Source organism: Lolliginicoccus lacisalsi (genome assembly GCF_014841105.1).
Classification (GTDB): domain Bacteria; phylum Actinomycetota; class Actinomycetes; order Mycobacteriales; family Mycobacteriaceae; genus Lolliginicoccus; species Lolliginicoccus lacisalsi.
Window position 1 is genome coordinate 1 of sequence record NZ_JACYWE010000006.1, and the last position, 23,952, is coordinate 23,952.

The window sequence follows — 23,952 nt, forward strand, 5'->3', positions numbered from 1 at the left end:
TGCGCACCGCCATCGGACCCTCCCTCGCCTGGTACGAGGAGTTCTTCCGCTACTCGGAGCTGTTCAGCCAGACCGCGGATGGCTCGCTCGCGCGGCGCATCCCGGTGCTGATGATGGTGCTGTCGATGTTCACCGCTGGCGCGGCGATCATCCACCAAGCCTCGAAGAGCCGGATGGCGCGGGGACCGTCGATCCGCCTGCTCGCCGTTGCCATCATGTCCTTCGGCTTCCTCGCCGCCACCCCCACCAAGTGGGTGCATCACTTCGGCGCGTTCGCCGGCATCGGTGCTGCCATCGCCGCGCTCGGCGCCGTCGCCCTGACCACGGCCTTGTTCCAATCGCCGCGCAACAAGGTCCTTTACGGCTCGATCGTCCTGCTGCTCGCCGCCTACGCCGCGACCGGCCCCAACGGCTACTGGTACGTGGGCAGCTTCGGCGTGCCGTGGTGGGACAAGCGCCCCTCCATCGACGGCCCTGTGCTGGCCACCGGAGTGCTCGCCATCGGCTTGCTGCTCCTGATCATCGGTGCGTTCCTCTACCTCCGCCACACCGAGGCCAGGGGCCTGCGCCGCTGGGCACTGATGCCGTTCCAGGCCCCGGTCGCCATCGTCACCAGCGCGTTCGTGGTGTTCGCGATGCTCTCCCTGGCCAAGGGCGCGGTGTCGCAGTATCCCGCGTACTCGATCGCACGGTCGAACATCGACGCGCTGCGCGGCTCGCCGTGCGGCCTGGCCACCGATGTGCTCGTCGAGGCCGACATCAACTCCGGATTGCTCAGCCCGGCGACCGGCGAAGATCCGGAGGAAGCCTTTGGCGGGCGCCTCAATACTGGCTTCGACCCCAACGGCATCCGGGTTGACCTTGTCCCCGAGGACATCGACGTCAACGGATCAGGCCCCTCCACCATCAATCCGGACGGGCCCCGCGTCGGCGGAGCCTCCATCACCACCGAGTTCCTTGACGAGCCCGGCATCAACGGTTCCCTCGTCACCCTGCCCTTCGGCCTCGATCCGGCCCGCGTGCCGGTGCTGGGCTCGTTCACCGACTCGCAGTCCGAGGTCGCCGAGCTGCTCACCGGCTGGTACGAGCTTCCCGAGCGGTCCCCTGAATCGCCGCTGCTCGTCGTCACCGCGGCCGGCCTGATCGACTCCACCGATGCCGACGGCATCCGCGACTACGGCCAGACCCTCGAGGTCGAGTACGGGCGCAGCAACGGCGGCTCCTTCGAGGCCATGGGGCGCATCCAGCCGATCGACCCCGGCCCCTCGCCCATGTGGCGCAACCTGCGCGTCCCCATGAGCGATATCCCCGAGGAAGCTGACGTGGTGCGCGTGGTCGCTCGGGACCAGGATTTCGAGGCCCGGCAATGGCTCGCCCTGACCCCGCCGCGCGTGCCCCAGGTCACCACGCTCCAGGACCTCGTGGGCAGCGAGCAGCCCGTGTTGCTCGACTGGACGGTCGGCCTGCACTTCCCGTGCCAGCAGCCATACCTGCACATCAACGGTGTCGCGCAGCCCGCCGAGTACCGGATCACTCCCGACCGGGGCGTCATTGCCGGCGCGAACTCCTGGCAGAGCCCGTTCGCTGGTGGTTCCCTCGGCCTGACCAACACCCTCAACGACAGCACCACCATGGCGACCTATCTGCGCGATGACTGGCGCCGCGACTGGGGCGAGCTCATCGACTACGACCGCTACGTGCCCGACGCCGTGCCCGCCGACATCGAGCATGACACGGTGACGCGCTCCGGCCTCTGGTCGCCCGGGCCCATCGTGCCGTAGCCGACGTCCGGTGGCGGGTCGGTCGCCGCGGGTCTCCCAGCGCCAAACGCGATAGAAACCTCCGGGAATCCTGGGAGTTTTCTATCGCGTTTAGCAGTTTCCGGTGCGTTTGGCCCCAATGGCATCGGCTGGCCCCGCCAGGCGCAACCATCACCCACGGCGATGCCGGGCTGCCACGCATCGACATATGCGTAACTATAGGGTTACATTGATTGGGTGAAGGTAGCCCACGCGGTCGCGGACCCGGTTCGCCGGGAAATCCTGGAGATGCTCCGGGACTCGCCACTGACCGCGGGCCAGATCGCCGACCAGTTTCCCATCAGCAGGCCCGCAGTGAGCCGGCATCTCCGCATCCTGCGCGATTGCGGGCTTGTCTCGGAATCCCCCGGCGCCAACGATGGACGTTCCCGGGTCTACCACCTCGATGCCCGTCCGCTGCAAGAACTGGATCGCTGGCTCACCGGCTTCCGTTTCAGCTGGTCGCAGGCACTGGATGCCCTGGGCACTGAGGTCTACCGGACCCAGCGTGACCGACGGAACGCGAAGATCTACCACCCGCAGGAGAAGAGGAACTCAGCATGACGAAGACACCGACCGGGCGGGTGATCGCGACAGCGCTCGGCCCTGACCTGGTACTGACGCGATCTTTCCGCGCGGACATCGACGACGTGTGGGCCAGCATCACCGAACCGGAGCGAACAGGCCGCTGGTTCGGAACCTGGACGGGCGATGGGGCCCCAGGCAACACGATCATGGTCACGATGACGTTCGAGGAGGAGGGCCCGGCCATCGGCATGCGGATCGACAAGTGCGAGCCCCCGCACGTTCTCGCCGTTTCCGCGGAGGATGAGTACGGGAGCTGGCGGCTCGAGGCTCGATTGTCGACGGAGACCGCTGGCACGTTGCTAACTTTCACCCAGCATATCGACGATCTCGACTCCGTCAGTGGAACCGGGCCTGGTTGGGAGTACTACCTCGACAATCTCGTCGCTGCCATTGCGGGATCCCCGGCACCGAGCTTCGACGACTACTACCCCGAGCTCAAGGAGTACTACGCGAAAGCCGCGGATGCCTGCCGATAAAGGCTGATCGACAGAGCTTTCCGCGTGGCGCCCGACCTACGCTGGGAGTCGGCCGCCGCGGGTAGCCAAACGTGGTCGCCGCACGCTAGACGCGGCCGCCGCGGGTAGCCAAACGCTAAACGCGATAGAAGCCTCCGGAAATCCCAGCTTTTTTCTATCGCGTTTAGCAGTTTCCGGTGCTTTTGGCGCCAGGCGAGCCAGCCAGGCGAGCCAGCCAGGCGAGCCAGCCCCAGCCCCAGCCCCACCAGCCAGCCGCCGCCAGATCAGCCGGGATGCAGGGTGTGCTTCTTCACCGGCCGCTGCACCGTCTTGTCGCGCAGGGCGCGCAGGGCACGGCGCAGCTCGAGGCGGGTGTCGGACGGGGCGATGACCGCATCGATGTAGCCGCGCTCCGCCGCGATGTAGGGGGTGGCGACGAACTCGTTGTAGTAGTCGATGAACTGTCGCCGGACCTCGGGCGCGCGCTCCCCCGCCTCAGCGAGCTCCTTGCGCTTGAGCAGCACCACCGCGCCCTCGGCTCCCATCACGGCGATGCGCGCGGTGGGCCAGGCGAAGTTGAGGTCGGCGCCGAGGTTCTTGGAGCCCATCACGGCGTACCCACCGCCGTAGGCCTTGCGCACGACGACGGTCACCTTGGGCACGTCGGCCTCGAGGTAGGCGTTGAGGATCTTTGCGCCGCGGCGGATGATCCCGTTGCGCTCCTGCTCGAGCCCGGGGAGGAATCCGGGCACGTCGACGACGCACACGATGGGGATCTCGAAGGCGTTGCAGAACCGGATGAAGCGGGCTGCCTTCTCGGAGGCATCGATATCGAGGGCGCCGCTGAGGTGGAAAGGCTGGTTGGCGAGGACGCCGACGGTGCGACCGTCGAGGCGGCTGTAGCCGACGAGGAGGTTGCGGGCGAAGTCCGGGGAGATCTCGGTGAACTCGCCATCATCGAAGAGGTTGCGGAGGATGTCGTGCATGTCGTAGGCCGAGTTGTCGGCGTCGGGCATGAACGAGTCGAGCGCGATGTCGGAGTCCGTCTTCTCGGGCTCGAGGCCGGGGTTGACGATGGGCCCGGGCTCGTTGCAGTTCGACGGCATGTAGCTCAGGAGCCCGCGCACCCAGGCGAAGGCGTCGGCCTCGGTGCTCGCGACGTGATGGACGGTGCCGTACTCGGCTTGCTTGCGGGCTCCGCCGAGCTCCTCGGCGGAGATGTGCTCGCCGGTGACGGCGCGGATCACATCGGGGCCGGTGATGAACATGTAGGCCTGGTCCTCGACGGCGACGATGTAGTCGGTGATCGCGGGGCCGTACACCGCGCCGCCCGCGCACTTGCCGAGCATGACCGAGATCTGCGGAACGAGCCCGGAGAGCTGGATCTGGCGCCGCCCGATCTCGGCGTAGAAGGCGAGGGAGGTGACGGCTTCCTGCACGCGGGCGCCACCGGAGTCGTTGATGCCGATGACGGGGCAGCCGACCTTGAGCGCCATGTCGAGGGCGGCGCAGACCTTGCGGCCGAACATCTCGCCGAGGCTGCCGCCGAATACGGTCTGGTCGTGGGAGAAGACGACGACTGGACGGCCCTCGATGAGGCCGTGGCCCACGACGACGCCATCGCCGTAGGGATTGTCCGGGGAGCCCGGCGCTTTGACGAGCGCCCCGATCTCCACGAAGCTGCCGTGGTCGAGGAGTGCGTGGATGCGCTGCCGGGGCGAGGCCAGGCCCTTCTCGTCGCGCTTGGCGATCGCCCGGGGGCTACCGGGGTCCTGCGCCTTGACCAGGCGTGTACGCAGGTCGGCAAGCTTCTCGGCTGTCGTGTTCACGCGCGGCAGCTCCTCACTGTGGGGAACGGTGGGCTTCGATCTCGTCAAGCTTGCCAGAGAGATGCTCGGCGACACGGGCAATGACCGGCTCGTCGACCACGCCGAGATGATCGCCGGTGAGCTGCACGACCTCGAGGGCTTGCGCCACTGGTCCCCATCCACCATCGGGGGCGATGTTGGCGAAGCGTGGCTCGAGCTGCACGGCGCCGTCGTGCATGCGCTCGGCCTTGTACAGCACGACCGCGCCGTCGTAGGCCTCGGGCTGGAGCTTCCAGGCCGCGCGATTGTCCAGGTAGGAGGCGCGCTGGTGCTCGATGATCCCGCCGCTGATGGTGTGGTTGGTGCCCTTGAGCTGGTCGAGCATGATGCGGATCTGCCCGGCGTCGTCGGTCTGGACGAGCTTGTCGATGGGCAGCTCGGGCTCGAACCCGTAGTTGACCTTGGCGAAGTCGGCGAACCGCTTCCACCGCAGCTCGATCTCCTCGGGCGTGTCGGGGATCGGCTCGGACGGGAAGACCGTGTCGAGCAATCCGAGCAGCGCCACGTCCTCGCCCTCGGCGCGCAGCCGGTGGGCCACGGTGTAGGCGAGAGCGCCACCGAACGACCATCCGGCGAGCACATAGGGACCGTGTGGCTGGAGCTCCCGCAGCGCGGGCAGGTAGTGATCGACCCGCTCCTCGAGGGGTCCGTCGATGCGCTCGAAGCCGTAGACGGGCACGTCGGCGGGGAGCCGCTTGGTCAGCGGCTCGTAGACGACAGTCGATCCGCCAGCGGGGTGGAAGACGAACATGGGGACGCGGGTGCTGCCGTCCTTGCGGGGCCGCAGGGTGCGCACGAGGCCGACATCGCCCTCGAGGTGATCGCGCACGAGGTCGGAGAGCCGCTCGACGTTGGGAGCGGCACGGAGCTGCTCGACGGTGATCTCGCCGCCGGCGCGCTCGGAGAGGCGCTGCGCGAGCCTGTCCGCGGTGGCGTCGTCGATCGCCGGAAGCGGGTTGAAGATGCCCCCGGCGGACTTTCCGGTGATGGTGGCCCATTGGGCGAACGCGAGTCGCTCGGCGGCGTCGCGCGGTGGCACGTCCAGCCCGGCGGCCTCGGTGACGGTGCGCTGGTCGGTCGCCTGGCTGGACTCCTGGGAGCTTGGCTCGTGCGGGCTGGGCTCGTGCGGGCTCGGCTCCTCGGCGACGGGCGGGGTGGCCGCGGCGGTCGGCGCTGCCTCGATGGTCGCCACGTCGACGGGGGCCGCGCCGGTTTGCTGCTCGGCGGCGAGCTCGGCGACCTTGTCGGGGTTCTCGATCGCGTAGACGAGGTACTTCTCGACATCGTCGAGGCTGGCGTCGCGCAGTGCCTGGATCTGCAGCTGCGGGATGCTGAACTCGTGCTCGACGCGGTTCTTGATGCGCACCGCCATCAGCGAGTCGAGACCGAGCTCGACGAGGGAGATCTCGGCGGGCAGGTCCTCGGCCGCATAGCCCATGGCTTCGGCGATGATGCGGGTGAGGCGATCGCGGACGGGCTCGCCGCTGGCGGGGTCCCACTTGTCGGGCACCTGGCCGGGCAGCTCCGCTGGCTCGGTGTCCGCGGCGCTCGCCACAGGCTCGGTGCTGCCGGGCCGGGCGAAGGTCTCGGGCGCGCTGAGCGGGCCACCAGCGGTGACGACACCGTCGGCGAGGAGCACGAAGTCCTCGCCCTGCCGGCCGTAGACGCGCAGCGATGCGCCACCGGGGTGCGGGTGCATCATCGTGGTCAGCGTTCCGCTGCTGGGCAGGCCAGCGTGGTAGATGACCGCGCCGAGCGTGACGTCGCTGAGCACCTCGCGCGCCGCGGCCTGGATGAGCGCATCGATATCGCTGGTGGCCTGGGCCTGGACCTCCCAGACATGCTGCCCATCGGGCAGGGCGACGTGCGCGCCGGGGACGCGCTGGTCCCCGCCGCTACTGGCGCGGGCGGCGGTCCAGTGCTCGCGCCGCAGCCAGGCGGTGCGGGGCGGCTCGGCGTAGGGGCCGGGCTCCACCATGCGGGACAGGGCGACGGGGTGCCCGTGGACGTAGAGCTGCGCGACGGCCCCGGCGAGGGTCGCGGCGCTGTCCTCCTTGCGGTTCTGGGTGTAGATGAGCTGCGGCTCGACGAGGCCGCTGGCGAACGCGGAGGCCGCGACGGACATCAGCGCGACCGGGTGCGGGGCGAGCTCGACGAAAGTGGTGTGACCAGCGGATACGGTGTTCTGGACGGCGTTGGTGAAGAACACGGTGTACCGCATGTTCTTCGTCCAGTAGTCCTCGCCGTGGATGGGCGCGTTGCCACGGGGGAAGACGGACCCCTCGTGGACCGAGGAGGCGACCGCGCACTCGAGCGGGCGGGCCTCGATGCCCATGATTTCCGCGGTGAGCTCGCCGAGGATGGGATCCATCTGGGCGGTGTGGCCAGCGCCCTTGGTGTCGAGGACGCGCCCGAGCTTCTGCTGGGCCTCGGCACGCGCCACGATCGCCTGCACCTCGGCGTCGGGCCCGCCAATGACGGTCTGGGTGGGTGCGGAATAGACGCAGATCTCGATGCCGGGATATTCGTCGCGCATGGCGGCGAGCTCGTCGGCGGAGTACTCGACGAGGGCCATGCGGCGGATGTTGTCCTCGGTGACGGCGGCCTCGGTCTCGCCCATGAGGCGAGCGCGGGCGGTGATGACGCGCGCGGCGTCCTCCACGCTGAGCCCGCCCGATACCGCTGCGGCCGCGACCTCGCCGAGCGAGTGCCCGAGCACTGCGGCGGGTCGCGCCCCGGACTCGCGCAGGGTGGCGGCCAGGCCCACCTGGATGGCGAAGATCGCGAGCTGCGCGGTCTCCACCTGGTAGCGGAAGCCGTCGTCGAAGAACATCTCCTTGACGCTGTGCCCGGCCTCGTCGAGGAGCAGCGCGTCGAGCTCATCGATGCGGGCGGCGAACACGGGGCTGGCCTCGTAGAGGGCACGGCCCATGCCCGCGTGCTGGGAGCCGAATCCGGAGAAGACCCACACGGGCCCGTCGGCGGAAGGGGCATCCGCGGAGTACACGCCGGGACGCGGCTTGCCCTCGGCGATCGCGCGCACCCCGGCGATGAGGTCCTCGCGGTTGCCAGCGACCACGGCAGCGCGGGACCGTCCGTGGTTGCGCTTGGCGAGGCTTCGGGCGAGGGACGGCAGGTCCACGTCCTGGCCCGAGCCGTCCTCGAGCCATTCGAGGAGCCGCTTCGCGGCCAGGCGGCGCCGCGAGGGAACGCCACCGGAGAGCGGGAAGATGTAGGGGCCGTCGGCGAGCACCGGGATGTCGCTAGGTCCGGTGGCGGGCAGAGCGTCGGGCACGTATTCCTGGACGACGAGGTGCGCGTTGGTGCCTCCGAAGCCGAAGCCGGAGACGCCCGCGGTGGCCTTGCCGGAGTAGCGGGGCCACTCGCGGATCTCGTCGACTACCTCGAGCTTGGCGTCCTCGAAGGGGATGTAGGGGTTGGGCCCGGCGAAGTTGATGGTGGCCGGGATGAGGTCATGCTGCATAGAGAGGACGACCTTGATGAGCGCGGCCGCGCCGGCAGCGGACTCGAGGTGGCCGAAGTTGGTCTTCGCCGAGCCGAGGAGGGTGGGAAGCATCTCATCGCGCCCGCGGCCGAGGACACGGCCGAGGGCATCGGCCTCGATGGGGTCACCGAGCAGGGTGCCGGTGCCGTGGGCCTCGACGTAGTCGACCTGGCTCGGGGCTATTCCAGCGTCGCGGTAGGCGGCGCGCAGCACCGCCATCTGTGCTTCGGGGTTTGGCGCGGTGAGCCCGTTGGACCGGCCATCGGAGTTGACCGCCGAGCCCTTGATGACGCCGAGGATCCGGTCGTCGGCGGCCTCGGCATCGTCGAGGCGCTTGAGGACGACGAGCCCGCCGCCCTCGCCGCGGACGATCCCGTTCGCGTCGGACGAGAAGGCCTTGATGCGTCCGTCGGGCGCGAGCACGCCCTCGATCTGACCGAACCCGAGCGTCGCGGCCGGAGTGAGCAGCATGTTCACGCCACCCGCGATCGTCATGTCGGACTCGCCGAGGCGCAGCGACTGCACGGCCTGGTGGATGGCAACGAGGGAGGACGAGCACGCGGTGTCCACCGAAACCGAGGGGCCGCGGAAGTCGAAGGTGTAGGAGACCCTGTTCGGGATGATCGACGAGGCGGTGCCCGTGAGCGCGTAGTAGTGCGCGGTCGTGGGATCGCTCGCGGTGAGGAGGCTGTAGTCATTGGCGGAACTGCCGATGAACACCCCTACCTGACGGCCCTTGAGGTCGCTGGCGGGGATGCGGGCATTCTCGAGCGCTTCCCAGGTCAGCTCGAGGGCGATGCGCTGCTGCGGGTCGACGTTCTCCACCTCGAGCGGGGACATCGCCCAGAACTCGTGGTCGAAGCCCTTCACGTCGTCGAGATAGCCGCCGAACGTGGGAGTGGAGGCAAGCGCGGCCGCGATGACCGGGTCGCCGGCGTACTCGTCCCAGCGGCCCTCGGGCAGATCGGTGATGGCATCGCGCCCCTCGGCGAGCAGTGTCCACATCTCTTCCGGGGTGCTCGCGCCGCCGGGGAAGCGGGTCGCGAGGCCAACGATGGCGATGTCCACGTGGCCGACCGGGCGCGGCCGCTCCTCGAGGGTGTCCGCATCGGATTCGGTGCTGGGGGGCGGGCCCTCGATGATGCGCTTGGCGAGCGCCCCGATCGTCGGGTTCTCGTACGCCACGGTAGCGCTGAGAGTGATGCCGAGCAGTTCCTCCACCTCGCCGCTGAGCGCCACCGCATCGCGCGACGACAGCCCGAACTCCTCCATGGGGCGCTCGGCGGAGATCTGGTCGATCGGTTGGCCAGTAGCGACCGCCACCCACTGGCGGAGCCAATCGACCAGCTGGGAAACGGACATCTGCTCTGAGGTCAACGTCACTCGCTCATGGTGTCGGGGAACGCGGTCTGGGCGTGGCCACCACGGAGGGTGCCATCGATGTAGGCGGCCTTGCAGGCACGCCGGGCGATCTTGCCGCTGGACGTGCGGGGGATGGAGCCGGCGGGCACGAGCAGCACATCGCGCGCGGTCACGCCGTGCCGGGAGGCGATGGCGGCGCGCACCTCCTCGGCGATGGGCACGGGATCGGCCTTGCCCGCTCCGGGGGCCCGCTCGCCGACGATGACGAGCTGCTCGGAGGAATCCTCGGGATCCAGCTCGAGGCCGCTGAGCGGGTTGTCGAACACGGCCTGGGGCAGCTGGTTCGCCGGCACGGCGAACGCGGCGACGAAGCCGGGGCGCAGCGAGGTGCTGGACTCCTGGGCGGAATGCTCGAGGTCCTGCGGGTAGTGGTTGCGGCCATCAACGATGACGAGATCCTTCACGCGGCCCGTGATGAACAGCTCGTTGTCGATGTAGACACCAAAGTCCCCGGTGCGCATCCAGTTCGATTCGAGGCTGGTCCCCTCGGTGTGGCTGCCCTCGGGAAGCCGGTCGAGGATCTTGTTGTGGAACGTCTCGGCGGTCTCGGTCTCCCGGCCCCAGTAGCCCTGGCCGATGTTGTCGCCGTGGAGCCAGATCTCCCCCACGCGCTCATCGGGGAGCTCCTTGCCGGTCTCCGGGTCAACGATCGCCGCCCACTGGCTGACCGAGACGTGGCCGCACGAGACCTGCGGGACCGAGTTCGGCTCGTCGGAGCGGACCCGCTTGATGCGCCCGGCGTTGAGCTCGTTGCGGTCGACATAGAGGACGTGGGCCTCGTCATCCTGGTTGGGGGTGGAGACGAACAGCGTCGCCTCGGCCATGCCGTAGGACGGCTTGATCGCGGTCTTCGGCAGCCCATAGGGGCCGAACGCGTCATTGAACTTGCGCATCGAGGCCGGGGTGACGGGCTCGCTGCCGTTGATCAGGCCGATGACGTGGCTGAGGTCGAGCGTCTCCCCCTCCTTCGGGGTGCCGCGCAGCGCGGCATGCTCGAACGCGAAGTTCGGGGCCGCGGCGAACGTGCCAGCGCCGTCGCTCTCCGCGGCGAGCTCCTTGATCCAGCGGTACGGGCGCTGTACGAAGGCCCGGGGCGACATGATCGTGATGTACTTGCCGCCGAATGCCGGAAGGATCACGGTGAGCAGGCCCATGTCGTGGAAGAGCGGCAGCCAGGTGACGCCGCGGGATTCCTCGGTGAGGCCGATCGAGGCGCACATCTGCAGCACGTTGGTGCTCACCGCGCGGTGGGTGATCTCCACGCCAGCGGGGACCCGGGTGGATCCGGAGGTGTACTGCAGGTAAGCGATGTCGTCGAGCGAGGGATGGGGCAGCTCCCACGACTCCTCGAGCGTGTCCGGGATCGCATCGACCGCGATGATGCGGGGGCGCTCGCTCGCGGGGCGGGACCGGAAGAACTGGCGCACGCCTGCTGCCGACTTGGTGTCGGTGAGGATCGCGACAGGCTCGCAGTCGCCCAGCACCGCATGCAGGCGGTTGGTATGACCGGGCTCGTCGGGGTCGAACAGGGGCACCGCGATGGTGCCGGCGTGGATGGCAGCGAAGAACGCGACGACATAGTCCAGCCCCTGGGGCGCGAGGATCGCTACCCGGTCGCCCTTGTTCGAGACCTGCTGGAGCCGACTGGCGATAGCGCGCACGCGCACGCCGAAGCGCTCCCAGGTGAGCTCGTTGACCTCGCCATCGCGATCGCGGGAGTAGTCGATGTAGCGGTACGCGAGGTCCTCCGCATTGCTGCGGGAGTGCTGCTCGACGCAGTTCACAAGAGTCGCCTCCAGCGTGAGTGCAACCTCACCGGCCTCGTTGTAGAACTCGTCCATGCCTCTCCCTCAGTGTGCAGGTGTGAACCAGCGATACCAGCAGCGAACCGAGCACGCGGGGGCGCGTCCGGGCATGACTGTTGCATCGCCTTCTACGTCACGGGCATATGCGAACCGCATCCGCCCCTTGGGCTGTCGTGCCAAGCATTACGTATGTTACAGACGGACACAGTGTGTGTGACTCACTGCACCGAACAGTTATGCAGCCCTCATGCTACTCATCCCCGCCCGCGTTAAGGGTCATCATGGGGTGACCAGCATGCATTTTCGTGCCTGCCAGTAAGGGACATCACACCCGCGCCGCGATCCAGCGCCAGCCCCGTTGCGGGACCGTCACCATATTCACCGCGGAATCGTTGCGCGGCGCTTCCCAGGCCGGGGCTCGCTCGCGCTACGGGTGCTGCTGCACGGGTGCGTCGTCGATTATCCCGCGGGCCCAGCCGACCAGCCATGCCGTAGTCGTGGTTCCCTGCTCGTCCACTACATGGGAGCCGTAGAGCGCATGGACCGGATTGTTCAGGTAGTCCTTGACCAAGCGATTGAACGCGAGCACCAGGTTGTCGAGCCTTGGCGCGTCGCAGATCGGATCGTTGGGGGCACAGATCTGCACAGTGCGTTCGGCCACCGCGCCGAAGCCGCCCTCCCGGTTTCCGCTCAGCGTCGCCCCGGGGATCACGGGCAGGCCCGCGAGCGCGATCTCCAGACCGACCCCCTGCACCGGCGGCCCGATGGTCGTCGCCGCGGCGGGATCGTAGCGCCCGTCGGCAACGAGGGCCACGCCGCTGACGTTCTCGGGCGGCACCGGGCCCTCGCCGCGACCGATCTGGGACGCGATGTCGCCGGCGATGACCGCGCCCTGGCTGAATCCCATCATGACGTAGCGCGTCAGCGGGCAGTCGCTATGCCGCTGGGCCATCGCGTCGGACAGCGCTGACTTGCCGATCGCGCGGCTCTCGTCGTAGGTCATCTCCGGCGGCCCGCCGGGGCGCTGGAACTGCGCGGGGTAGGGAACGGTATAGATCTCGGCGCGATCGAGCGGATACTGGGCCGCGAGCGGCTGGGTGACATCGAGCAGCAGCGCGGCGGGGTTCGCGGTGGGATTGAGCGGGTCATCCCCGGCGGAGGATTCCCACGTCCCGGGCACCGAGTACAGCTGCACATCAGGGCACCACTCGCGCTGCTGCGCCTCCTCGGTGGGCGTGGTGGGGGGCATGCCTGGCATGCCGGGGATCCGGATCCGGTCGAGGAGCGCCATGATCAGCGCGACGACGATCACGATGACCACGATGACGACGAGGAGAAGAAGCAGCAGGCGGGGCAGGCGCGACCGCCCCTTGCGCCGGGACCGTGCTTGTGATGCCCACGCCATAGTTCTCACTCACCCATCGCAGTAGTGACGGCCAGCGATCTCCACGTACTCGTCGGCGATCCGTTCGGGGTCGGCTTCCGAGCCAATGCGCTGCAGCTCTAGTCCCACCATAGCGGTGACGTTGATCAGAATGCTCTCCCGAGTCAGCCCATCCCTGCCCGCGGCGCACACGTAGGCCCCGATGTCCAGCGCCGAGGAGGCTTGCGGACCGGCGGGCAGGCCCGCCGCGCCGACCGCACCGAGGTACTCGTCGAGCGGATCCGCGGCGGCCGGGGCCCCGCCCTCCGGGGAGTCCTGCCCGGTTCCCGCCGGTGCCTCGCTGGTCTCCCCGGGAGCCTCCGGCGCCTCGTCGCGAGCAGTCTCGCTGGGGGCAGCGTCGCTGGGCTCAGCCTCGTCGGAGGCAGTGGCCTCCGGGGTCACCACGACCGGGTCGCTCGCGACGACCGCCTCATCGGAGCACGCTCCGAGCGTCGCGATCGACGCCGCCGCGAGGGCCGCGGCCCACCATGTCCGTGCCGTCATCCCCATGCCTTCTCCACTACCCCTATCGCGCATCGCACTACGTGCCGCTGGCGGCCGGATCGCGCCGCTTGCTGGACCCGGCAACAGGCTACCGAGCGAACGCGGGCTGCGACGGGCCCTATTGCTCACGTCACAGCCCGCGGTCAACGGCGTCGCTGGGGAAGTACGCCGTTAGCTCGTGACCACCTCGGCCTCGCCATCCCTCACCAGGACGAACCCGCCCTGGAAGTCCTGGCGCACGCCTTCGGGGACATCGTGCTGGGCACCTACCGGGTAGCCCAGCGGCCCGGCCTCGAAGCCCGCCGCGGCCCAGGCATCCATGATCGGCCCGGCAAGCACCGCCCAGGTGCCGCTGCCCGGCGACCAGTACACGTTGCCATTCTCGAACTCGGAGAAGCGTCCCTCGCCGATGACATGCTCGGACGAGACCGGCCAGCCGAGCGGTCCTGTTTCCCGCCCCATCTCCTCGAAGCGGCGCCAGATCTCGCCCTCGACGACCAGTACGGAACCACGGGGCTGCGCGAACAGCGCGCCATTCGCGAAGCGCTGCAAGCGACCCTGCCGGTCCTGCGAGTTCTCGACCGCGGCGACCGGGAGGCCCAGCGGGCCGGCCTCCCAGCCGCGTGCCGCCCACTCATCGCGGAACGCATCGATGACCATGACGGCGCCATGGGCGGGCGTCCAGTAGATCGACCCATTCTCGAAGTGGTTGAACGCCCCCTGCCCGTCGGGCGTGGGCGCCTCGCTGGTGGTCGGGAAGCCGAGGTCGCGCGAGTTTGCCTCGTAGAGCTTCTCGATCTCCCCTTCCACCAGGTGCGCGCCAGTCTCCGGGGACCAGTAGGCGGTGGCGTTCTCGAACTCCTGGTACTTGCCGCCCGAGGAGGTGCGCTCATCGGTGAGGCACACGCCAACGTCACCGCGGCCCTGCACGAGATCGCCGATCGCGCCGGTGACCTCGCAGGTCGGCTCCTCGAGGACGGAGGGCTGCACCGGGTTGTTGAGGCCCACCGAGTCCACGTTGAGCGCCGTGGCGATCTGCGGCCAGGCCTCGTGCAGCTCCGATTGCCAGTAGGGCCAGCTGTGGGTGCCGGTGTTGCGGAAGCGCACGGTGGCGGGGATGTTGAGCTTCTTGAGCTGGGCGGCGAAGTTCTGCGTGGTCAGGCGAGACAGGACCTCGAGCGCCATGCCCGCCGAGTTGTCCGGGATGCCGGGCATCATGCCGGGGCGGTCGTGCGCGCCCTGGGCGCCGGTGCCCGCAGACATGTACAGGCTCATGCCCTTGAGGTTGCGGGCGAGCAGGTACGGGTCATGCTCCTCCCACAGGTCGTTTCCCGCGGGGCCCCACATAGCGTCCGCGTTGTAGCCGCCCGCATCGAAGACCGCGGCCTTGATCGCGCGCTGCATGCCGTAGGAGGTCGTGCTCAGGTAGCCGGAGAGCGATCCCGCGAACTGGAACATGCCGCGGTTGCGAGCGGGCAGCAGCATCGCCGCCGTGCCACCCATCGAGAGCCCGAGGACGCCCATGCTGTCGTTGACGCGGTAGTCATTGCGCAGGATCGGTGGCAGCTCCTCCGTCAGGAATGTCTCCCACTTGTAGTTCTTGCCGTTGTCCGGCTCGAGCCAATCGGTGTAGAAGCTCGACTCGCCACCGACCGGCATGACCACATTGACGTTCTTGTCCTGGAAGAAGCTGACGACGTCGGTCTCGAGGGTCCACCCGCTCTGGTCATCGCGGGCGCGCAGCCCGTCGAGGAGGTAGAGGCCGGGGAAAGTCCATTGCGGCTGGGCGTGGAAGTCACGCGCGAGCAGCACCTGCACCTGGATGGTCGTATCCATGGCCGGCGAGTACACCCACATCGCGAGGTGGCGGTCGCTGAACTTGTCGACGCGCTCCACCCGCACTCCGGGCACGGGGGTCATCGCGGGGGCCGCGGGATGCATCGATAGCGCCTGGGCGGGCTGTGGCGCCGGCGGCGCCGCGGCCAGCGGCAGTGTGGTGGCCGTGAGCGCGATCGGAGCGAACACCGCCACGGCACTGGCTGCTAGCTTGCGACGGCGCGCGCGGGACGGTCCGTTGATGGCTCGGTCGGCGTCGCGCTGCAGCAGTGGCCGCATGAGCGTTCCCCTTCGACGTGGTGATGCTGGGACGCACGGTACGTGCGTGCTTCATTCATACCCGCTGTTCCTGGAGGTGCACGAGAGGCGCCATGCCATGCGTGAGGGAATCGTTACTGGATGTGCGCGGGGTAGTTATGCAAGAGCCCGCTGGCAGGGCTCGTGCACGGAAAAGTGGTCCGCCCGCTCCGACCGATCACCCGCTTGGTGGCCATGAACAGCACTGTGCCCCCGCCCAGTGTGGGCGGGGGCACAGGTGCTAGCTAGTCGGTTGGATCAGCCTCCGACGGCGGCGAGGATGCCGGGACGCGCCTTGGCGAGCTCGTCCTGCCAGTAGCCCCAGGCGTGAACGCCGGTGGGCGGGTAGCTGAAGGTCGCGTTGAGGCCGAGCGCGTTGGCGCGGCCCTCGAAGGTGCGGGTGTTCAGCATGGAGACGACCTCGAGGCCCATTGCGTTGGCGGTGTTGAAGTAGTCAACGGGGGTCTCAAGGCGGGTGTAGGCACCGGGGATGCCGTTGCCGGCCGAGATGTAGAGCTGGATGCCAGCGAGCTCATCGGCGAAGACGGTCGGGTCGTGGTCGGCCCACGCGGGATCCCACGGCGGGCCCCACATGTCGTCAACGTTGTAGCCACCCTCATCGAGCAGGGCGAGGCGGATCAGCGACGGCATGCCGGGAGCGGAGAGGTTCAGGTAGCCGGAGAACGAAGCGGCGTAGTTGAACATGGGCTTGTGGTCAGCGGCGATCTTGAGCGCTGCGCTGCCGGCCATCGAGAGGCCCGCGATGGCGTTGCCCGTGCTACGGATGCCGAGGCCACTGAGGTAGCCGGGGAGCTCCGAGGTGAGGAAGGTCTCCCACTTGTAGGTGTAGGGCTGTCCGTTGGTGCTGGACGGGCCGTACCAGTCAGCGTAGAAGCTGGAGCGTCCACCGACGGGCAGGACGACGTTGACGTTCGAGTCGGCGAACATCTCGAGCGCGTTGGTCTCGAGCTGCCAGCCGCTGGCCTGGTCGGGGGCACGCAGGCCATCGAGCAGGTAGAGCGCCCCGCTGCCTCCGCCGGCCGCGCGCAGCACGTCCACCTGGACATTGATGCCCATCGACGGCGAGAACACCGAGTGGCGCTGGAACCGATCGCCCCAGGGGCTCGGGTTGATACGGACGAGCTCGGCCTGGGCGGCGGTGGCCGGCTGCGCGGCAGCGATGGCGCCGCCGGTGAGCCCTGCGGCCATCGGCACGACCAGCGCGGCAGCGCTCACGGCGAGCACCCGCTGACGCCACTTCTGTGACACGCGCGGTTTAGCGAATCGCATGGAAAATCTCCCTCTTCTAGTGTGCATCTCTGCTCTGCCCTGGCACCGTGGTGCCGGAAGGCGTCGCAGGGTCACCCTCCCGTAAGCAGCATCGCCATCCGCGCTGGGAGCGCAGCGATCCTGGCAAACCCCTGAGAGCTTGCTGTGTAGATCGGCATGAACACGATAACTGTTACACGCCGATCCGATCTCGTTCCAGATACTGATGGATCACGAATACCGTACCGCACCCCTAAATGGACCGCACATCGAACCCCCGATTTCAGGCAAGGGTTCTCCAGGATCGAGCAAAACACGGGTGAACTGGGGCTATGTGCTATTCGCCAAGGGTCGCGCAACGCTTGATCTCGTCGAGGGGCGCGCGCTCGATGCGGTAGCCCGATCGCGGGAAGGCATCAACGATGTTTCGGACGAATCTCCGGATGGTCAACTCGTCGCGATAGCTCGCTAGCACCGACCGAGTGGCCTCGCAGCTGAGAGCTCGCTGTGAGTCCTGCACCCACTGGGGATCGAGGAATCCGATGAGGCCCGCCTCCCAGGTATCCACGGCGGCGTAGTCGGCGATCACCCAGTCGGGATAGAGGTACTTGTCGTGGCCGATGCGGCCCCCGTCGATGCGCTCGGTGTGCGCGGCGAGCGGATACGCCAGGCCGATATGATCCAGCACCCGGACATCAAGGGGCGTGACCATGGCGGCCATGCCAAGCTGCGCGTAGTAGGCAGTGGCGCGCGCATCATCCAGGGTGGCCGGCTCCTTGGGCGGCACGTAGACCCATGAGCCCTCGTCCGCGGTGGGAAGGAGGACCGACCCCCGTGGCGCGGTGCCCAGGATCAGGAGCAAGGATCGCATCCGCGGGTATTGCAGGTAGTCCTCGGCACTAGTGGGATGCTCGATCCCGGTCTTCTCCACATAGAAGGCCCGCTCGTCGACGATGCCGTCGTCCGGGATCTCGGTGAGGGCCTTGGGCTCGGAAACCGCCGCGACCGTCACCGACCATGCCACCACCACGACCCACGCCACCAGTGCAACGATGCCGGCCACCGCCCCGCGCCCGGCCTGGGCCAGCCACCGGCGTGCGGGGATCACCACTGGAATCACGGCGACGGGCAGCAGGATCGTGAACAGCACCGGCAGCAGGGGGCGGCCATGCATGAAGTCGCCACCGACCCGGACCACGTAGACCCCGAGCAGGAGCCCGTTGGCCACGAACAGGGCCACCACCGCGCCACGGCTCCGCGCTCGCGAGGGGCGCGGCACGGCATTGCCGGTTCCACGGGAGGATCGGACGAGCAACCAGGCAGCGGTCCCGCCGATGAGCATCGCCACGACGGGCAGCCACAGCAGGTACGGCCCCACGAGGTCCTGGAGATACAGCCAGCCCTGCGGCCACCGGGAACCACCGGCATCCTTGGCCACGGCGGTGTTCGGGAAGGGCAGGCCGTAGTAGCCCATGCGGAAGACCTGGTAAGCGATGGGCACGGTTCCGGCCACGACCACGAGGAGCGCGCGGAACCGCCACCGCACGGGGGAGGCGAGCAGCAACAGGATCGCCAGGCCGCCGAGGACGGCGAGCTCGGGGCGCACCAGCGGCCCCAGCCCGGCGATGAACGCGACGAGGATCGTCGAGCGGGCCTCGGAGCGTGGCTGGCGTGCCCAGCCGAGCATGAGCCACCACAGCAGCGCGATCCAGGCGATGACGAGGCCCGATTCGAGGCCCGAGGTGGCGAAGTCGCGCGCGGGGGGAACCGCGATGTAGGCGATGACACCGGCGGGCAGCAGCAACGGCGCGACGCTCGGCGTGCCACCGTCGCCCGTGCCGCCGTCGCCCGTGCCCTCGAAACGAACGCCCGAGTACAGCCGCGCTCCGCCCAGGACCGCCAGGATGATCGCGGTGACGCTCAGCGCCAGCGCCAGGCCCAGCACGACGCCCTCCGGGTCCGTGCCGGGTATCCACGTCCCCATGTACACCAGGTAGGTCCACAGGGTCGAGGTGTTGGCCTCCACGCGCTCCCCGGCATTGAACACCGGGCCATTGCCGGCGATGAGGTTGCGGATAGTGCGCAGGACGATCAGGCCGTCATCGGAGATCCAGCGCCGCTGCCACGCCGCGAGCGCGAACACCCCGGCAACGATGATCGTGCTCGTGATGAGCACGATCCGTGGCGCTAGCGCGCCTGCAGGCGCGCGCGATGGAGCTCTCCCCGGGGACGCATCCCCTTGTGGCTGGGCACCATCAGGCGATGTAGACCGCGACACCGACGACTCCAATCCATGCAACCGCGAGCAGCTGGAGGACCCGGTCGCCCAGGGCGATCTCCTCCGGCTCTCCAGCTTGCGCCCCATCGATATCGACGGCGTAGCGCAAGATGGCGATTGTAAACGGAATCATCGACATTACGAACAATCCGAGGTTGGAGCCGTCCGCCCGGGGCGTTCCGGGACCGCAGCTGTCCTGCTCGAAGGCCCAGAGGCCGTAGAAGACGATGACCGCGGTGGCGGACATGGTCCAGACGAAGCGGAGGGAGGTGGAGGTGTAGTTCTCGAGCGACTTGCGGATCTTCGCGCCGGTCTCCTCGGCGAGCCTCAGCTCGGCGTAGCGCTTGCCGGCCGCCATGAACAGCGAGCCGGACGCCGCGACGAGCAGGAACCACTGGGAGAGCGGGATTCCAGCAGCGACGCCGCCGGCCACCGCGCGCAGCAGGAACCCGGAGGAGACGATGACGATATCGAGGACTGCCTGGTGCTTGAGGCCGAAGCAGTAAGCGAGCTGGATGATGATGTAGACGACCGTCACCACGGCAAGCGTGTTGTTGGCGAGCAGCGAGAGCAGGGTCGCGGCCACGAAGAGGAGAACCGCGAGCGCGTACGCCAGCGGAACCGGGAGCACCCCGGCAGCGATCGGGCGGAACCGCTTGGTGGGATGGGCGCGATCGGCTTCCACGTCGCGCGCGTCATTGACCAGGTACACGCCCGACGCGGCGAGCGAGAAGACAACGAAGGCCAGCGCGACCGCGGTGAGCACGGGGCCCTCGCCGATGGAGCCGTCCGCGAGGGGCGCGGCGAGAACGAGCCCGTTCTTGATCCACTGCCGTGGCCGCATCGCCTTGATGATGCCCTCGGGGAGCGACGAAGGCGCCTTGCGCGTTCTGGCGCGAGTTGGATCCTCGGGCTCGACCAGATCGCTCATCATTACCCCTCTCGACCATTGCTAGTCATGTTTGGCGGCGCCCAAATCGGACACCTGTAGCTTATGCCCACCCGAGCTTGCGCTCGGCGACCCCCACGACGGTGGCGGAGGCCGCGCCCACCGCTGCCCCGGTGAGCACATCCGTCGGATAGTGCACACCAAGGACCAGTCGGGAGAGCAGCATGGGTGGAACCACGGCCGCCGCGATGGGCAGACCGGTGAGCCTTCCCAGGAGAATCGCTGCCGCGGTGCTCGATGTTGCATGTGATGATGGAAAGCTCAATTGGCTCGGTGTGGCAACGTTGACCACAATATCGGGATGATGTGGCCTGCGGCGCCGCACGACGCGCTTGATCGCGATGCTCGCGGCATGGGCGCCGACCGCACCGACCGCCACCGCGCCCCATTGCTTGCGCCGTGCTGGGTCAGCGAGAGCGCCGATGCCGGCGACCGCTACCCAGCCGAGGGCGTGCTCCCCGAAGTGCGACATCAGGCGGGTCGCGCCGAGCACTCCGGGCTGTCCGGCGATCGCGCGCTGGACCGCGACGAGGATCGCGGCCTCGCCCGTGGCGGGGCCGATCGGCTCGATGGCATGCGTCATGGTTGTCCCCGTCCTCAGTCGTACTGGGCGAAGAACTCGCCCCAGCGCTCGCGGCTGGTCAGCTCCGGGAACGCCGACCGGTAGGCCTTCTGCATCTCCGGGAAGCGCTTCTCGAGCTCGCGCCGGAGGCTCAGCGCTTCCTTGAACAACCGGGCCGCCACGGCACGATCGCGCTTGCGGTACACCACGCCGCGACCATCGGCGGTAGTGACGGTCACGCCATCGACCTGGGACAGCAGGAACCACCGCGCATCGAGCGTGGCAACGTTGAGCTGCGGGCGCTCGTGGTGCGCGGCCTTGGCCGGGCGCAGGTTATGCACGACAGCGCGGCCGAACCGCTTGAGCTTCGCCGGGGTCGTCACGGGAAGGCCCACCTGCCCGATATCGCTGCCCGACGGCAGGGGAAGGTCGGTCGCGGAGCCCGCCACGACGGCGTCCGGGTACTCAGCGCGGATCTTCTGCACCTTCGCCAGCGAGGTCGGCAGCTCGTCGAAGAGGATGCCGGGGCCGGCAAGGAAATCCTTGATCGCCTCGTTCTGCAGCGCCACGGTCGAGTACTCGAGGCACAGCAAGTGCTTGAGCAGGGGCTTCATGGTGCTCTTGACCAGCGCCCGCGCTCCCCCGGGATTGTGCAGCGCGGCCACGATCAGGCGGTTGCGCATGTGGTAGTAAGCCTGCCAGTCGATGACATCGTCCTTGTCGGACCAGGCCATGTGCCAGATCGCGGTACCCGGGAGGCTGACCGTGGGGTACCCCGCCGCAGCGGCACGAAGCCCGTACTCGGCATCGTCCCACTTGATGAACAACGGAAGGGGCTGGCCAAGCTGCTCGGCGACGTTGCGCGGGATCAGGCACATCCACCAGGCGTTGTAGGTGACGTCGATGCGCCGGTGCAGGTCCGGGGATTGCGCGAGCGGCTCCCCAGCGAAGTCGTGGTCGTACTCGGTGTGCGGTGCCGGTCCCCATACGAACTCACCGAAGCGAACGACCTCCCCCATCACGTGGAGGTGCGCGCGGTTCTGCAGGTTCAGCATCTGGCCACCGACGAGCAGCGGCTGGCGGGCGAACCGGGCGAACGCGATAGCGCGCAGGATCGAGTCAGGCTCGATCTCGATGTCGTCGTCCATGAACAGGATGTACGGGCTATCGGTGGTGCGCAGTGCCTCGTACATGACGCGCGAGTAGCCGCCGGAGCCGCCGATGTTGCCCTGGTCATGGATGCTGAGACGATCCCCCAGCACCGCCGCGGCCTCGGCGAACCCGGGCTCGTCGACGGCCTTGCGGGTGCCCTGGTCCGGGATGATCACCGCGTCGATGACGTCGAGGACCTGGGGATCCGAGCCGAGCGCGGTGAGCGCCTTGACGCAATCATCCGGCCGGTTGAAGGTCGGGATGCCGATGGCGACACGCCCCTCCCCGGGAGCATCGATCGGGGCGTACCAGCCACCCGACTGGATCTCGACATCCTCCTCGGCGCTGAGGTCGAACCAGAGCCAGCCGCCATCCTCGAACGGGGAGAGGTCGAGCACGACCTCGAGCGTCCCGCCGCTAGTGGGCGCCTCCGCGCTTCCTACCTGGATGCGCGTCCCATCAGCCTTGGAGCGGTACACGTCCGCCCGGCAGGCACCGCTCGCCTCGATGCGCAGCACCACCTGGGTAAGGATGCTCCAGCGCCGCCAGTAGCTGGCGGGGAACGCGTTGAAGTAGGTGCACAGCGAGATCTCTGACTCGGCCGCGACGGACGCGGACGTCCGCGAGGTCGCATGGACCCGGCGCGGGTTGGTCGGGGATTCCTCGAGGTAGAGGCGGCGCACATCGAGCGGCTCGCCGGGGCGCGGGAGCAGGATCCGCTGCAGGAGCGACCGGGCGGATGAGCTGGTGGTGGTCACTGCGCGTAGTGCCTTTCTTCGAGCGGGGTGGCGCGGGTGAGGTCAGTGCCGGGGAGGCTAGTCGCTGCTCGGCCGCGCTTGAAGGGGCGTCCCCTCGGTGAAGTACGGGGCGAGAATGTTGTCGAACATCGCGAGAGCACTGGCGATCGCCATGTGCATGTCGAGGTACTGGTAGGTGCCGAGGCGCCCGCCGAACAGCACGTTGTCGCGCTCGGTCTCCGCGCGGGCACGCTCGCGGTACCGGGCGAGCCGCTCCCTGTCGTCCGCGGTGTTGATCGGGTAGTAGGGCTCGTCGCCGCTCTCGGCGGCCCGGGAGAACTCCCGCATGATCACGGTCTTGTCGCCTGGATACTTCCGCTCGGGATGGAAGTGGCGGAACTCGTGGATGCGGGTGAACGGCACTTCCGCATCGGGATAGTTCATCACCGGGGTGCCCTGGAAATCGCCGGTGGGCAGTACTTCCGTCTCGAAATCGAGGGTGCGCCAGCCCAGCTCGCCGTCGGCGTAGTCGAAGTAGCGGTCGATCGGTCCGGTATAGACCACGGGCGCCCCGGGGGATGCTGCCCGGATCTCATCGCGCACCTCGAAGTAGTCCGTCCCCAGGCGCACCTCGATCCGGTCATCGGCGGCCATGTTCTCCAGCCATGCCGTGTAGCCATCGACGGGCAGGCCCTCGTAGGTGTCATTGAAGTAGCGATTGTCGAAGGTGTAGCGCACGGGCAGCCGGGCGATGGTGCTCGCCGGGAGCTCCTTCGGGTCGGTCTGCCACTGCTTGGCCGTGTAGTCCCGCACGAATGCCTCGTAGAGGGGGCGGCCGATGAGCGAGATCGCCTTCTCCTCGAGGTTCGAGGCCTCCTTGGTGTCGATCTCGCTGGCCTGCTCGGCGATCAGCGCGCGCGCTTCCTCCGGCGAGTAGTAGCGGCCGAAGAACTGCGACACCAGGCCCAGCCCCATCGGGAACTGGTACACCTGCCCCTTGTGCAGCGTGAACACGCGATGCTGGTAGCCGGTGAACGACGTGAATTGGTTGACGTACTCCCAGACACGCTCGTTGGAGGTGTGGAACAAGTGCGCGCCGTACTTGTGGACCTCGATGCCCGTCTCCGGCTCGGGCTCGGAGTACGCGTTGCCCCCGATGTGGGGCCGACGGTCGAGGACGAGCACCCGCTTGCCCAGTTGCGTGGCGGCACGCTCGGCGATGGTGAGCCCGAAGAACCCCGATCCGACGATGATGAGGTCGAAGGCGTCACGGTCAGGATCGCCTGTCGTTCGAGTCTCGGTAGGCACCGGGCATTCCTCTGCTTTCCTTGCGGCGTGGCCTGCGACAAGGCGTGCGGCTGGGCTATGGCTTCAGCGTAACGGACAGCCCAGTCTGGCCAGTGACCTTCGGCCCCGCCGGTGTCGCCTCGCGCGCGGCGAAACGACTTTCGGACGCGTGATGCGAAGTCCCTCAAGAGATCACGTACATGGTTAGGTAACAGC

The 23,952-nt window shown here is 68.4% G+C and carries 15 protein-coding genes; 3 read left to right on the top strand and 12 right to left on the bottom strand.

The genetic code is table 11. The features are described 5' to 3' along the window. From HT102_RS10555 to HT102_RS10565, 3 genes are all read left to right on the top strand, one after another. The coding region (locus HT102_RS10555; RefSeq protein ID WP_192039405.1) for an arabinosyltransferase C-terminal domain-containing protein at nt 1-1,781 on the top strand (1,781 nt) is incomplete at its 5' end. Nucleotides 1,782-1,997: 216 nt separating this feature from the next. Then, nucleotides 1,998-2,363, top strand: a complete 366-nt coding sequence (locus HT102_RS10560) for a metalloregulator ArsR/SmtB family transcription factor (RefSeq protein WP_333473388.1) — start codon at nt 1,998-2,000, stop codon at nt 2,361-2,363. After that, a complete protein-coding gene (locus HT102_RS10565; RefSeq protein ID WP_192039406.1) occupies nt 2,360-2,863 on the top strand; it encodes an SRPBCC family protein in 504 nt (167 codons plus the stop codon). The genes HT102_RS10560 and HT102_RS10565 overlap by 4 nt, the downstream gene beginning before the upstream one ends. A 263-nt stretch (nt 2,864-3,126) precedes the next feature. Here HT102_RS10565 and HT102_RS10570 read toward each other — a convergent pair whose 3' ends face one another. The 12 genes from HT102_RS10570 to glf all read right to left on the bottom strand — a co-directional run bounded on the left by HT102_RS10570 (nt 3,127) and on the right by glf (nt 23,757). Next, on the bottom strand, nt 3,127-4,671 hold the full coding sequence (locus HT102_RS10570; RefSeq protein ID WP_192039407.1) for an acyl-CoA carboxylase subunit beta: 1,545 nt from the start codon (nt 4,669-4,671) through the stop codon (nt 3,127-3,129). Nucleotides 4,672-4,684: 13 nt separating this feature from the next. Then, entirely contained in the window at nt 4,685-9,577 is a 4,893-nt protein-coding gene (locus tag HT102_RS10575; RefSeq protein WP_192039588.1) for a type I polyketide synthase, read from the bottom strand. A 17-nt stretch (nt 9,578-9,594) separates the two neighbouring features. Next, a complete protein-coding gene (fadD32, locus tag HT102_RS10580) occupies nt 9,595-11,478 on the bottom strand; it encodes a long-chain-fatty-acid--AMP ligase FadD32 (RefSeq protein ID WP_192039408.1) in 1,884 nt (627 codons plus the stop codon). A 391-nt stretch (nt 11,479-11,869) separates the two neighbouring features. Continuing rightward, a complete protein-coding gene (locus tag HT102_RS10585; RefSeq protein WP_192039589.1) occupies nt 11,870-12,847 on the bottom strand; it encodes a cutinase family protein in 978 nt (325 codons plus the stop codon). A 9-nt stretch (nt 12,848-12,856) separates the two neighbouring features. After that, entirely contained in the window at nt 12,857-13,369 is a 513-nt protein-coding gene (locus tag HT102_RS10590) for a DUF732 domain-containing protein (RefSeq protein WP_192039409.1), read from the bottom strand. Between the two features lie 171 nt (nt 13,370-13,540). Further along, nucleotides 13,541-15,484: an alpha/beta hydrolase-fold protein gene (locus HT102_RS10595; protein ID WP_192039410.1), complete on the bottom strand. Its 1,944-nt coding sequence runs from the start codon at nt 15,482-15,484 to the stop codon at nt 13,541-13,543. A gap of 276 nt (nt 15,485-15,760) precedes the next feature. Next, nucleotides 15,761-16,792, bottom strand: coding sequence for an alpha/beta hydrolase (locus tag HT102_RS10600; protein WP_192039411.1), 1,032 nt, complete (start codon nt 16,790-16,792; stop codon nt 15,761-15,763). Between the two features lie 316 nt (nt 16,793-17,108). Continuing rightward, nucleotides 17,109-19,049: a flagellar motor control protein ZomB gene (zomB, locus tag HT102_RS10605; RefSeq protein ID WP_192039412.1), complete on the bottom strand. Its 1,941-nt coding sequence runs from the start codon at nt 19,047-19,049 to the stop codon at nt 17,109-17,111. Beyond that, the gene (locus HT102_RS10610) at nt 19,027-19,980 is read right to left on the bottom strand and encodes a decaprenyl-phosphate phosphoribosyltransferase (RefSeq protein ID WP_192039413.1); all 954 of its coding nucleotides are present in this window, start codon (nt 19,978-19,980) and stop codon (nt 19,027-19,029) included. The genes zomB and HT102_RS10610 overlap by 23 nt, the downstream gene beginning before the upstream one ends. Before the next feature lie 61 nt (nt 19,981-20,041). Continuing rightward, nucleotides 20,042-20,581, bottom strand: a complete 540-nt coding sequence (locus tag HT102_RS10615) for a phosphatase PAP2 family protein (RefSeq protein WP_192039414.1) — start codon at nt 20,579-20,581, stop codon at nt 20,042-20,044. Nucleotides 20,582-20,595: 14 nt separating this feature from the next. Then, nucleotides 20,596-22,470, bottom strand: coding sequence for a glycosyltransferase (locus HT102_RS10620; protein ID WP_192039415.1), 1,875 nt, complete (start codon nt 22,468-22,470; stop codon nt 20,596-20,598). Nucleotides 22,471-22,527: 57 nt separating this feature from the next. Continuing rightward, nucleotides 22,528-23,757 carry a UDP-galactopyranose mutase gene (gene glf / locus HT102_RS10625; RefSeq protein ID WP_192039416.1) on the bottom strand — a complete coding sequence of 410 codons (1,230 nt, stop codon included), beginning with the start codon at nt 23,755-23,757 and terminating at the stop codon, nt 22,528-22,530. Nucleotides 23,758-23,952: the final 195 nt, after the last annotated feature.

Excerpts from the sequence above, each read along its gene's own strand:
- HT102_RS10565 (WP_192039406.1), top strand. The coding sequence starts at position 2,360 with ATGACGAAGACACCGACCGGGCGGGTGATCGCGACAGCGCTCGGCCCT.
- HT102_RS10575 (WP_192039588.1), bottom strand. The coding sequence starts at position 9,577 with ATGTCCGTTTCCCAGCTGGTCGATTGGCTCCGCCAGTGGGTGGCGGTC.
- fadD32 (WP_192039408.1), bottom strand. The coding sequence starts at position 11,478 with ATGGACGAGTTCTACAACGAGGCCGGTGAGGTTGCACTCACGCTGGAG.
- HT102_RS10585 (WP_192039589.1), bottom strand. The coding sequence starts at position 12,847 with ATGGCGTGGGCATCACAAGCACGGTCCCGGCGCAAGGGGCGGTCGCGC.
- HT102_RS10590 (WP_192039409.1), bottom strand. The coding sequence starts at position 13,369 with ATGACGGCACGGACATGGTGGGCCGCGGCCCTCGCGGCGGCGTCGATC.
- HT102_RS10595 (WP_192039410.1), bottom strand. The coding sequence starts at position 15,484 with ATGCGGCCACTGCTGCAGCGCGACGCCGACCGAGCCATCAACGGACCG.
- HT102_RS10600 (WP_192039411.1), bottom strand. The coding sequence starts at position 16,792 with ATGCGATTCGCTAAACCGCGCGTGTCACAGAAGTGGCGTCAGCGGGTG.
- HT102_RS10610 (WP_192039413.1), bottom strand. The coding sequence starts at position 19,980 with ATGAGCGATCTGGTCGAGCCCGAGGATCCAACTCGCGCCAGAACGCGC.
- HT102_RS10615 (WP_192039414.1), bottom strand. The coding sequence starts at position 20,581 with ATGACGCATGCCATCGAGCCGATCGGCCCCGCCACGGGCGAGGCCGCG.